This window comes from Xenorhabdus szentirmaii DSM 16338 (assembly GCF_002632585.1).
In the GTDB taxonomy this organism is placed as follows: Bacteria; Pseudomonadota; Gammaproteobacteria; order Enterobacterales; family Enterobacteriaceae; genus Xenorhabdus; species Xenorhabdus szentirmaii.
Window position 1 is genome coordinate 737,710 of sequence record NZ_NIBV01000001.1, and the last position, 12,535, is coordinate 750,244.

The window sequence follows — 12,535 nt, forward strand, 5'->3', positions numbered from 1 at the left end:
TATTCTCCTTTCATTATTATTCAGAGGGGTTAGGGATCGCTTTAGGGACAGTATTTTTTTCTTGCTCACGACGATACCAATAATAAGCGCCTTTAGAAATCATACGAAGCTGTAAAACCAGGCGCTCTTCAAGACGACGTCTTTTTTCCTCATCAATATCCAGCGCTTCTGCACCTGCACTGAATACGATTGTTACCATCGCCTCTGCTTGAATTTCGGTAAAGTGACGTGGCATATGGCTTGCTTGTTCAAGGTAGTCTGCCAGTTCAGCAATAAAATGTTGAATTTCTCGTGCGACAGCCGCACGAAATTCAGCAGATGTTCCTGAACGTTCGCGCAGCAATAATCGGAAGGCGTTGGGATTATTGCCAATAAATTCCATAAATGTCGAAACAGAAGTACGAATGACGCTGCCACCCTTTGCAATGCGTTGGCGTGCTTGACGCATTAGCTGGCGCAACATGAGGCCGCTTTCATCCACCATCGTCAGCCCCAACTCATCAACATCCCGAAAATGCCGGTAGAAGGAAGTCGGTGCAATTCCCGCTTCCCGAGCGACTTCACGTAAACTCAGACTTGTAAAACTGCGCTCAGCACTGAGTTGGCTGAATGCGGCTTCAATCAGGGAACGACGAGTTTTTTCTTTCTGTTTTGCTCTAACACCGGTTATGTTACTCACAACAATCCTGAACTATCTCAACTCTATCATGTGGCAAATATAACAGATTCAGCTAAGTTTGCTGTGATTGTTCTCTTAAAGATATTACCCGATATTTTCTTAATCTATTTCTCAACAGTGAGATAAAAACCGTATGTTTATTGGGTTATTACACCAAGCAATGTTAAGATAGAGTTGTTATTTTGTGTGAAAATAGGTCTTTCCTCTATGCAATATACTCATTTTGATGCCATCGTAATTGGTTCAGGTCCCGGTGGGGAAGGAGCCGCGATGGGTTTAGTGAAACAAGGTAAAAACGTCGCTGTTATAGAGCGTTACAATAATGTTGGCGGCGGATGTACTCACTGGGGAACAATCCCATCGAAAGCACTTCGTCATGCGGTTAGTCGTATTATTGAATTTAATCAAAACCCCCTCTACAGTGATAGCTCTCGCATTCTTCGTTCTTCATTTTCCGAAATTCTGCGCCATGCTGAAGTTGTTATTAATCAGCAAACCAAAATGCGCCAAGGGTTTTATGAACGTAATCGGTGCAGAATGTTTTCAGGGGAAGCAACATTTATTGATGAACATCGGATAAGTGTCCGTTATGCCGATGACAGTGTTGATGTCCTGACGGCGGATAAAATTATTATTGCCACCGGCTCCCGCCCTTACTGCCCTCCTGATGTTGATTTTACCCATCCCCGAATTTATAACAGCGACACCATTTTGCAACTGGACCATGAACCACGTCACGTTATCATTTATGGTGCCGGTGTGATTGGTTGTGAGTACGCTTCTATATTCCGGGGGCTGGGCGTTAAAGTAGACTTAATCAATACCCGTGATCATCTGCTCTCTTTCCTTGATCAAGAAATGTCTGATGCCCTTTCTTACCATTTCTGGAATAGCGGCACTATCATCCGCCATAATGAAGAGTATGAAAAAATTGAAGGTGTTGATGATGGTGTCATTATTCACCTGAAATCAGGCAAAAAAGTTAAAGCAGATTGCCTGTTGTATGCCAACGGCCGAACAGGTAATACAGACACTTTAGGTTTGGAAAATGTCGGATTGGAAACAGACAGCCGTGGTTTGCTGAAAGTCAACCGCGTTTATCAAACCAGTGCGGAAAACATCTACGCAGTTGGGGATGTCATTGGCTATCCGAGTTTAGCCTCTGCGGCTTACGATCAGGGTCGCATTGCAGCAAAAGCAATGACAACAGGAGATGCTGATATACATCTGGTGGAAGATATCCCAACAGGGATTTATACGATCCCAGAAATCAGCTCAGTAGGAAAAACTGAACAACAATTAACCTCCATGAAAATCCCTTATGAGGTTGGCCGCGCTCAATTCAAGCATCTGGCTAGAGCACAAATTGCGGGGATGAACGTTGGCAGTATCAAAATTTTATTCCATCGTGAAACCAAACAGATATTGGGCATCCACTGTTTTGGGGAACGTGCTGCCGAGATTATCCATATCGGTCAGGCTATTATGGAACAAAAAGGGGAAGGTAATACCATCGAATATTTCGTTAATACTACCTTTAACTACCCAACAATGGCGGAAGCCTATCGTGTTGCAGCACTCAATGGGTTAAATCGATTATTTTGATATTTCCCCACTAACATCGAAATGATTTCCCATTTTTGTCCGAATTGCCTCTGCTAATTGCTCATAGCGACCACGCAGAGGTGAGCCCGGACGATAGACTAATATCACAGAGCGTTTAGGTTGAGGGTCATCGCATTCCAGATAACAAACGCCATCACGCCTGCGCTCTTTCGGAACCGATAAATCAGGTAACAATGTAATCCCACTCCCTGCCGCCACCATATTACGCAGCGTTTCCAAACTGGTTGCCCTGAAATGCGTATCTTCTTTTGCTCCGGCCTGAAAGCAGAATCCCATTGCATGATCACGCAGGCAATGCCCATCCTCCAGCATCAATAATTTTTCACCGGAAAGCTCGTTCATATTTATCTGCAACCGTTCAGACCATTTGTGCTCTTCAAATACTGCAAGTTTCATTGGCTCTTCAAAAAGCGGAACTTCAATAAATGCCTCTGTTTCTTTCACCAACGCAAGAATGGCACAATCCAGCTTTCCACTATCAAGCTGTGCCAACAAATGTTGAGTCTGAGCTTCATGCAGATACATTTCCAGCTTGGGGAATAACTTATGCAGTTCAGGGATAATAAGTGGCAGGAGATAAGGACCAATCGTTGGGATCAGGCCGACATGCAAAGGCCCTGACATACTTTCTCCTTGAAGGGATGCCATTTCTTGTAAGAGTTTCACTTCTCTCAATACAGTCTTAGCTTGTTCTACCAACAACATTCCTTGCTGGGTAAACAATACCTTGCGACTCGTGCGCTCCAGCAGCATCACACCCAACTCATCTTCCAACTTGCGGATTTGCCCGCTCAGTGTCGGTTGGCTGACATGGCAGGCATCAGCGGCCCGGCGAAAATGCAGATGTTCAGCAAGTGCCACAAGGTATTCCAGATCGCGGATATTCATTCCCAACCTCGGTATTTGATATCAGTGAGTATTTGATATCAATGATAGTATTGACCAATAAATCATTATATCCACGATGGAGAAAAACTATCAACCACAGGCGATAATGGAATATGTTACCTAAATTTTAACTTCGCCTGAGCGATTGCCTGCCTAACTTGTGCCTGTGCGACACCCCCTTTTGCCAGACGTTTATCCAGACAAGACTTCAGTGACAAGACGTCATAAACATCCACAGAAATGGCTTCACTAAATTTCTGTAATTCCAGCAGGGAAAGCTCTTCCAAAGCCTTGCCTTTTTCAATCGCCGCTACAACTGTTTCACCAACAATATGATGTGCCTCACGGAATGGAATGCCTTTTGCCACTAAATAATCGGCCAGCTCAGTTGCATTGGCATACCCTTGTTTTGCCGCTTCTTCACAACGGGCACGCCTGACGTGAATACCTTCTAATACCTTTGATGCCATGTGCAAACAATCAAGCCATGTATCCAACGCATCAAACAAGCCTTCCTTATCTTCCTGCATATCTTTATTGTAGGCGAGAGGCAGTCCTTTTAAGGTCATCGTCATTCCTGCCAATGCCCCATGAACCCGCCCGCACTTACCGCGAATAAGCTCCAATGCATCGGGATTTTTCTTTTGTGGCATGAGGGATGAACCGGAAGTAACCTGATCAGACAACTCAATAAATCCCGCTTCCCCACTATTAAAGAAAATCAAATCCTCAGCGAAACGCGAAAGGTGGATCATGCTAATACTTGCATCTGACAGCAGTTCCAAAACATGATCGCGATCGGAAACACTATCCAGACTATTGCGTGTTGCTGAAGCAAACCCCAGCCATGAAGCCAGTTGCTCCCGGTCAATATCGTAAGCTGTACCTGCCAGCGCACCACATCCCAGCGGACTGCTATCCAGCCGTTTTAATGCATCTTGCAAACGGCTTTCATCACGCCCTAGCATTTCCACATAAGCAAGACACCAATGCGCAAAAGTAATCGGTTGTGCCCGTTGTAAATGGGTGTAACCCGGCATCACTGCATCCTGATTATTTTCTGCGGTCATCACCAATGCGTGCTGCAACTGAACGATTGCATCCAAAATCCGGGAAATTTGATCTTTGCACCATAATTTAAGATCGGTTGCAACCTGATCATTACGGCTTCTCCCTGTATGGAGTTTTTTACCCAACTCCCCTACTTGAGAAATAAGCCGCCCTTCAACCCAACTGTGAATATCTTCTGCATCGCTTTGCAAAATGGCCTTGGGATTGTTACGTACTTCATCCGATAGTTCATTCAATGCCGACTCCAGTTTTTGCTGCTCTTCAGAAGTCAGTACGCCTACTGTGACCAATGCTTTTGACCATGCTATCGAGCCAACGATATCCTGCTCCGCTAAACGATAATCAAAACGCAATGAATCATTGAATTGTTTGAACCTCTGATCGGCTTCTTGACTGAAACGCCCACCCCAAAGTGCCATAATATCGTTCCTATTTTCTCTATTAGCTTTTCTTTATAGCGGCTTCTGCATTAGCTGCTTCTACCGCCTGCCCGCCAAAATTACTTTTTGCTATTCAGTGCGCGAATGCGCGGAGAAAGCGAATAGAGGCGGATAAACCCTTCGGCATGTTTGTGATCGTAGACTTCATCTTCTCCGAACGTAGCAAACTCTTCAGAATAGAGACTATGAACAGATTTTTTCTGTATCGCCGCCACCTGCCCTTTATAGAGTTTTAAAACCACTTCGCCGCTGACATGAGTTGCCAGCATTTCTGCTGCGGCTTGAATTGACTGGCGCAATGGGGCAAACCAACGCCCATCATAGACAACATAAGACATTTCCAATCCCAGTTGTTGCCGCCATTTAAAGCTATCGCGATCCAGCACCAATTGCTCGATTCCACGCAGTGCTTCCATCATGATGGTTCCACCCGGCGTTTCATAGCAGCCACGGGATTTCATACCCACCAAGCGGTTTTCCACAATATCGATCCGGCCAATACCATGTTTGGCGCCCAGTTCATTCAGAACACTCAGACATTGATACGGTGAAAGCGCCTGACCATTCACACCCACCACTTCACCTTTATCCACCGCAACTGTGACATACTCTGGTTCAGAAGGTGCATCTTCCGGCTCTGCCGTCCACACCCAACAATCTTTATTGGCGGCATTCCATGTGCTTTCCAAAACGCCCCCTTCTGTTGAAATGTGCCATGCGTTTTCATCGCGGCTATAAATTTTTTCCAGCGTGGCCGTCGTAGGAATATCACGAACTTTCAGGTAATCCAGCAATGCCTCACGAGAACGCAGATCCCATTCCCGCCACGGCGCAACAACTTTCAAATGAGGTGCCAATGCAGTGTACGTCGTTTCAAACCGCACCTGATCATTCCCTTTTCCTGTTGCGCCATGAGCGACAGCATCTGCCCCAATTTTCAGCGCCAGCTCAACCTGAGCTTTGGCAATAATTGGGCGGGCCATTGAAGTGCCAAGCAAATAACTACCTTCATACAATGCCCCTGTTTTTAATACGGGGTAAACATATTCTTTAATAAATTCTTCACGCAGATCGGCAACATGACATTCGGAAGCACCAGAACGCAACGCCTTCTGCTCTATGCCTTCCAGATCTTCGCGACTTTGACCGACATCAGCAACAAAAGCGATCACTTCACAATTGCCATAATTCTCTTTCAGCCACGGAATAATGGCTGAAGTATCCAAACCACCTGAATATGCCAAAACGATTTTTTTAATATTTTTAATCATAGGGATAACCTTTCCAATTACGCCAAAATTCGTGTACCGACAGGAATGCCATTAAATAACGCAATCAATTGGTCTGTATGCCGCCAACTCGCGATATCTACTGGTTGCCCTAATATTTTTGCTGCTTCCAATGCCGCATTGACTTTCACAATCATGCCATCGGTAATAATGCCCTGCTCAATGAGCCGTTCGACCTTTTCTGCGGTTGCCTCAGCGATTTTTTGCCCTTTTCCGTCCAAAATACCACTGACATCAGACAACAGGACCAAATCTGCATCTATTGTTTGCGCAATAGCTGTCGCGGCCTGGTCTGCGTTGACATTCATCAATACACCATCGTCAGTCATACCGATTGAGCTAATAATCGGTATATAGCCCACATCCAACAACAGTTTCAGAAGATCAGGATTTCCTACTTGCGCCTTGCCGGTGTGGCCAAACTCTTTATCTATCTGTGAAACCTGTACCGTTCCGCCATCCCCCAGACATAGCCCAATCGCAGGCAAACGCAATTTCATTGCCCATGCCAGCAATTTTTTATTGGCCGTCCCTGCCAGTGTCCCCGTAATCACATCGATTTGATCTTCCGGCGTGATCCGCAAACCTTGCTTTTTCAGAATGGGAAGCTTCAATTGCTGCATCAGTTCATCAACCAGGCAGCCTCCGCCATGTACAATGACCAACGGGCGTTTATGATTTTTCCGATATGACTGAAGTGTGATAAATAGACGTTCCAGAGCATCTTTACTGTCTAATAACACACCACCTAATTTGATAACTAACGGCTTCATCGGATTTATCCTCTATCGTTATTGAAATCAGTCAGAATCTTAATTTCTCAGAAGTTAGCCTTAGCAATTACATCAACGCTTGAGTTTCGTCATAACCAAACCGAATATTCATGCACTGCACTGCTTGTGCTGCCGCTCCTTTCAACAAATTATCCTCAGCCCCTACGATAATCAGGTGTTGCCCCTGAATAGCAAAGCCGATATCACAAAATGGAGAGCCGACAACCGCTTTTAAGGAAGGAACACCCTTGCTGTATAAACGTACCAGCGGCTTATCATGATAAGCTTGTTGATAAGCGCTCCTAATCTGCTCTTCTGTCACACCAGGTTTTAACTTGCAGGTAATGGTGGCGAGAATGCCACGTGCAAAATTCCCCAAATGAGGCGTGAATATCACCTCTGTACCCAAATGTGTTGCGATTTCAGGTTGATGACGATGATTAAACATTCCATAAGGCTGCAAACTAATTTCACAAAAACTGTTTGTGATTGATGCCTTCCGCCCTGAGCCACTGACACCGCTGACCGCATTAATGACGGGCCAATGTTCAACATCCAATAAATCCTGCTCGAGCAGCGGCTTTAATGAAAGTTGGGAAACAGTGGGATAACAGCCAGGAACAGCAATCAGCTGGGCTTGTTTAATTTTTTCCGCCTGCCATTCCGCCAACCCATACACCGCTTTCTGCAACCACCCGGCATTTTTATGCTCGAACCCGTAGTATTTTTTATAAAACTGTGTATTTTGTACTCGGTAAGCACCCGATAAATCAAACACAATACAGCCCGCGTCCAAAAATATCGGCGCAATGTCATGGCTGACTGCATGGTCAGTGGCAAGGAAAACCACATCAACACTTTTTGTTGCCTCAGATATGTCTGTTAATGGCTGTAAAGGCAATTCCAGGATGCGCTTATATTGCGGATGAAGCTCTGAAAAACACTTTCCTGCGTCTGAGCTTTGAGCAGAAACCATCAAGCCGGAGAGATGAATATGAGGATGACGTTGCAGATAAACGGCTAATTCAGCTCCGGTATAACCACTAGCCCCAACGATCAGTGTATTCAGCATGGGATTTTATTCACCTTATGAAATAGTATTAGCCCAAACATGACAATGAATTTATATTCATTTATTATGAATAAGTATTAATACTATTATGAGAAAAGGCTGTCAACTAGTGAAGATTAAATTACCGTCGTTTATTGAATTATATCACCAACTCATTGCAGCTCCGTCTATCAGTGCAACTGACAATGAACTCGATCAAAGCAATGAAATAGTTATCCACCTGCTGGCTGAGTGGTTGAAAGAAATTGGCTTTACCATAGAAATTCAACCTGTGCCCGAAACCAGAAAAAAATTCAACCTGCTTGCGACATTAGGCAAGGGGCCGGGAGGATTGCTGCTCTGTGGTCACACAGATACCGTCCCTTTTGATGCCGGACGCTGGACACAAGATCCTTTCACTCTCACCGAGCGCGATGGCAAACTGTATGGGCTGGGTAGTGCGGACATGAAAGGCTTTTTTGCGTTTATTATTGATGCACTGCGAAATATTGATACCCAAAAACTCTCCCACCCTCTTTATATTCTGGCCACTGCTGATGAAGAAACCTCAATGGCCGGTGCCCGTTATTTTACCGCCAATGCCACCATTCGGCCTGATTTCGCCATTATTGGCGAACCCACATCATTACAACCTATCCGCGCCCACAAAGGGCATATGGCCCAAGCAATCCGCATTGAAGGGAAATCGGGGCATTCCAGTGATCCGGCACGAGGCATCAACGCCATTGACCTGATGCACGAATCCATCACTCAATTGATAAAGCTGCGCAATACCCTGCAAGAGCGCTACCACAATCCCGCTTTCGTCATTCCTTATCCAACCATGAATTTCGGCCATATCCACGGTGGAGATGCCGCGAACCGCATTTGTGCCTGCTGTGAATTGCATATGGATATTCGCCCCTTGCCTGGCCTGACTTTGCAGGATTTGAATGGATTGCTGGATGACGCATTGGCGCCGGTGAAACAGCGTTGGCCGGGGCACCTGAGCGTGACAGAACTCCATCCCCCCATTCCGGGTTATGAGTGCCCGACAAATCACAAACTGGTAGGTGTCATTGAAAAATTACTGGGAGCAAAAGCCGATACCGTCAATTACTGTACTGAAGCACCTTTTATTCAGGAGCTGTGCCCAACATTGGTTTTAGGGCCGGGGTCAATTGAACAGGCACATCAGCCCGATGAATTTTTGGATATGGCATTTATTGAGCCGACAAGAAAACTGCTTGCACAGCTTATCGTACATTTTTGTTTGGATGCAGGTTAGTTTTCACTATATAAGGATGACAATTTATGTTGTTAATACAGATAATTAACTGACATTCTCATATTGTCTTCCCCAACATGAATTTATTTCCTGATCACTTTGAATATTCCTCATTGGGAATAAGCCATTTCTCGATTGACTAAAAATCCCTCTTCGCTCATTCTTTTAGACATCTAAACGTATAGACATTTAAACATTTAAGCATCTATTTTAGAGCGGATATCACAAAAAAACGCCGCTTATTCAAGAGGGCACAGGGTATGAGTTTTTTTCACGCTAATCAGCGAGAGGCGCTGAATCAGAATTTGGCTGAACTTGACGGGCAAATTCACGTTTCTTTTGAATTCTTTCCACCCAGTACTGCTGAGATGGAACAGACCCTGTGGAAATCCATTGATCGACTGAGCAAACTAAAACCTAAGTTTGTTTCTGTCACCTATGGTGCCAACTCAGGCGAACGCAATCGTACCCATAGCATTATCAAAGGGATCAAAGAGAAAACCGGCCTTGATGCAGCTCCGCACCTGACTTGCATTGATGCCAGCCGTGAAACACTGCGCAATATTGCGCATGACTATTGGCACAGTGGTATTCGTCATATTGTGGCGCTACGCGGGGATTTGCCCAATCATTGCGGTAAACCCGAAATGTATGGGGCTGATTTAGTTGAGCTATTAAAAAAAGAGGCAGATTTTGATATTTCCGTCGCAGCTTATCCCGAAGTACACCCGGAGGCGAAAAGTGCACAGGCCGATCTAATTAACCTGAAACGTAAAATTGATGCAGGTGCCAACCGCGCCATTACTCAATTCTTTTTTGATGTAGAAAGCTATCTGCGTTTTCGCGATCGCTGTGTCGCAACAGGAATTGATGTAGAAATTGTGCCGGGTATTTTACCTGTTTCAAACTTCCGTCAGTTACAACGATTTGCCACGATGACCAATGTCCGCATTCCAAGCTGGATGACCAGAATGTTTGAAGGATTGGATGATGATCCGGAAAGCCGTAATTTAGTTGGGGCATCCATTGCAATGGATATGGTGAAAATTCTCAGTCGCGAAGGTGTGAAAGATTTTCATTTTTATACCCTGAACCGGGCTGAGTTGAGTTATGCCATTTGTCATACATTGGGGGTACGCCCTGTATAATTGCCCCATTTAACCCAAAAAGCCGGACTGAATGATAGTTCGGCTTTATGCCAATAACATCTGCAACAAAGCCATCAAATCGTTACACCAATATCAACTGTGTGCTTTTATTCGATGAGAAACCCTATATGTTACCACACATGGTTTTTTATTTAATTGAACCATCAAAGTTAATAATATTTTTTAATCATCCTTATATAATAAATAAAATTGCAAAATTCATTTCGCAAAATTAGTATTAGCAGACAAAGTAAAAACAACAAAAATACACCTCATTAATATTTCTTAATATAGATAAGATGTCATACCAGTATTTTTATACAATAAAAAATACATAGCAACGCCTACCTTATTCCATTCAGCAATTAAATTATCAAACTCATCATACTATAAAACAACAAAAAACATTTATTAATTAATATATTTCCGAGGGAAAATAATAATGAAAAATGAAGAGTCCTATGATTCTATTGGAGAATCTTATATACAAATTACGGAGACAATTCCTCAACGTAAAATCGAAGTCCAGACTATATTAGATATGCTCGGCGATGTGAAAGGAAAATCCATACTAGATTTAGCTTGTGGATTTGGCTATTACGGCCGTGAACTACGAAAGAACGGTGCATCTAAAGTTATTGGCGTCGATATTTCAGAAAAAATGATAGAAATTGCAAGAGAGAAATCCAGAATAAATGGTGATGACATTGAATTTTATGTCATTGATGTCCGCAATATGGGGTCATTTGGAAAATTCGATATCGTAAATGCAGTATGGTTATTTAACTATGCAACTTCAATAGCAAATCTTGAAAAAATGTTTCAAGTTATTGCCAATAACTTGAAACTTTCTGGGAAATTAATTTCCTACACAATTGAGCCAGATTATCAATTAAGCAAAGGAAATTGCACCCCCTATGGCATCAATATTCTTAAAGAGGAAAACTGGAATGGAGGTTTTCGTTATAAAGCAGAATATGTATCTACGCCACCGGTTCCTTTCACATTTTATAAATGGAGCCGAGAACAGTATGAGCTTACCAGTAAAAAATCCGGGTTCAAAAGTTTTGAATGGAGAAAGCCACTGATTTTAAATAGTGATATAGAGAAATACCCAGAAGGATTCTGGGATACCTATCAGAACAATTGTCTTCAAACTGGTTTTATCTGCCAATTTTAGATTTGACATCTGTTATTTATATTGACCGAATCTATTTCATTGAAATGGCTAATTGATATGAAACACTTTCATTCACCATATTTAGAAAAAGCCTCGCCTTTTTTAACTGACAGAAAGTTACTTGGATTGCCAGAGAGCTATACTCCATCACGAAATTTAAAATTGAATTTAGATGAATTCCGAAAGCTGGCAAAAGGATCTATAAATAACTGGTTAGAAATACTTGAAAGTACAGATTACCCTCTGGAATATCGTTATGCCGCGGGGAATTTACTTTCATATGCAGGAGATCCAAGACTAAAACCACTGGCTCCCCAAATGATAGATGTGCCTGGCGGGAATATTAATATTGGATTACTTGCTGAAAATCTAGATCCCACCATGGCTGAGCTTGCTGATTTAAATTTAGAACGTGACTGGATAGCCAAAGAAATACCTCGCCACCAAGTTCATGTGAATCCTTATCGCATAGGGAAATACCCTGTGACTAATGGTGAATATATTACTTTTTTGCAAGACAGTGGTGAGAGCCGATTACCTGATAATTGGTTTTTAGGACGCTACCCTTTTGAAATTGCTAATCATCCAGTTTCTGGAATTACCACAGAAGACGCCGATTGCTATAGCAAATGGCTATCAGAGAAAACAGGAAGAACATTCCGGCTGCCCAGTGAAGCAGAATGGGAATATGCAGCAGCAGGCCCTGCCAATCTGCAATTTCCTTGGGGGGATCAATTTCTGCCAAACCATGCCAATACAGCAGAAAGCGGGATATTTACCACAACGCCAGTAGGTATGTTCACTTGCGGTGCATCACCTTTCGGATGTTTAGATATGGCCGGCAACGTAGAAGAATATGTTATGGAAAACTACACAGCTTATCCTGGAGGAATAACCGTACAAGACGATTTAGTCAATATTCAAGGTAAACACCGTGTAGCCCGGGGAGGAAGTTATACCCGCTTTCGAGATCTCACCAGAAATACTCGCCGCCATGGAAAATTCCCCAGAGAAATTTACGTTATGGGTTTTCGCCTTGCCGAAAGCGTCTGCTCATAAAAGTAGATATTTTTCATAAACTACAACAAAAGAAATATAAATT

General features: G+C 43.4%; 11 protein-coding genes. 5 read left to right on the forward strand and 6 right to left on the reverse strand.

Going from position 1 to position 12,535, the window contains the following annotated elements; translation table 11 throughout:
• Positions 1-16: 16 nt before the first annotated feature.
• Entirely contained in the window at positions 17-679 is a 663-nt protein-coding gene (gene fabR, locus Xsze_RS03545) for an HTH-type transcriptional repressor FabR (RefSeq protein WP_038240057.1), read from the reverse strand.
• Between the two features lie 207 nt (positions 680-886).
• Here fabR and sthA point away from each other — a divergent pair, with 207 nt between their 5' ends.
• Positions 887-2,284: a Si-specific NAD(P)(+) transhydrogenase gene (gene sthA / locus Xsze_RS03550; RefSeq protein WP_038240055.1), complete on the forward strand. Its 1,398-nt coding sequence runs from the start codon at positions 887-889 to the stop codon at positions 2,282-2,284.
• On the opposite strand, the gene oxyR is transcribed toward sthA, so the two are convergent.
• The 5 genes from oxyR to argC all read right to left on the reverse strand — a co-directional run bounded on the left by oxyR (position 2,276) and on the right by argC (position 7,838).
• Positions 2,276-3,193 (reverse strand): DNA-binding transcriptional regulator OxyR, encoded by a 918-nt coding sequence (gene oxyR / locus Xsze_RS03555; RefSeq protein WP_038240053.1) that lies wholly within the window; start codon positions 3,191-3,193, stop codon positions 2,276-2,278. The genes sthA and oxyR overlap by 9 nt on opposite strands.
• A 116-nt stretch (positions 3,194-3,309) precedes the next feature.
• On the reverse strand, positions 3,310-4,683 hold the full coding sequence (gene argH, locus Xsze_RS03560) for an argininosuccinate lyase (protein WP_038240051.1): 1,374 nt from the start codon (positions 4,681-4,683) through the stop codon (positions 3,310-3,312).
• Between the two features lie 80 nt (positions 4,684-4,763).
• On the reverse strand, positions 4,764-5,975 hold the full coding sequence (locus Xsze_RS03565) for an argininosuccinate synthase (protein WP_038240050.1): 1,212 nt from the start codon (positions 5,973-5,975) through the stop codon (positions 4,764-4,766).
• Positions 5,976-5,992: 17 nt separating this feature from the next.
• Positions 5,993-6,766: an acetylglutamate kinase gene (gene argB / locus Xsze_RS03570; protein ID WP_038240047.1), complete on the reverse strand. Its 774-nt coding sequence runs from the start codon at positions 6,764-6,766 to the stop codon at positions 5,993-5,995.
• A gap of 67 nt (positions 6,767-6,833) precedes the next feature.
• Positions 6,834-7,838 (reverse strand): N-acetyl-gamma-glutamyl-phosphate reductase, encoded by a 1,005-nt coding sequence (gene argC / locus Xsze_RS03575; RefSeq protein WP_038240045.1) that lies wholly within the window; start codon positions 7,836-7,838, stop codon positions 6,834-6,836.
• A 109-nt stretch (positions 7,839-7,947) separates the two neighbouring features.
• On the opposite strand from argC, the gene argE reads away from it, so the two are divergent.
• The 4 genes from argE to Xsze_RS03595 all read left to right on the forward strand — a co-directional run bounded on the left by argE (position 7,948) and on the right by Xsze_RS03595 (position 12,492).
• Positions 7,948-9,105 carry an acetylornithine deacetylase gene (gene argE / locus Xsze_RS03580; RefSeq protein WP_038240043.1) on the forward strand — a complete coding sequence of 386 codons (1,158 nt, stop codon included), beginning with the start codon at positions 7,948-7,950 and terminating at the stop codon, positions 9,103-9,105.
• 260 nt (positions 9,106-9,365) lie between these two features.
• Positions 9,366-10,253 carry a methylenetetrahydrofolate reductase gene (gene metF / locus Xsze_RS03585; RefSeq protein WP_038240041.1) on the forward strand — a complete coding sequence of 296 codons (888 nt, stop codon included), beginning with the start codon at positions 9,366-9,368 and terminating at the stop codon, positions 10,251-10,253.
• 442 nt (positions 10,254-10,695) lie between these two features.
• On the forward strand, positions 10,696-11,433 hold the full coding sequence (locus Xsze_RS03590) for a class I SAM-dependent DNA methyltransferase (RefSeq protein ID WP_038240039.1): 738 nt from the start codon (positions 10,696-10,698) through the stop codon (positions 11,431-11,433).
• A gap of 57 nt (positions 11,434-11,490) precedes the next feature.
• The gene (locus tag Xsze_RS03595; protein WP_051462467.1) at positions 11,491-12,492 is read left to right on the forward strand and encodes a formylglycine-generating enzyme family protein; all 1,002 of its coding nucleotides are present in this window, start codon (positions 11,491-11,493) and stop codon (positions 12,490-12,492) included.
• The last annotated feature ends 43 nt before the right edge of the window (positions 12,493-12,535 follow it).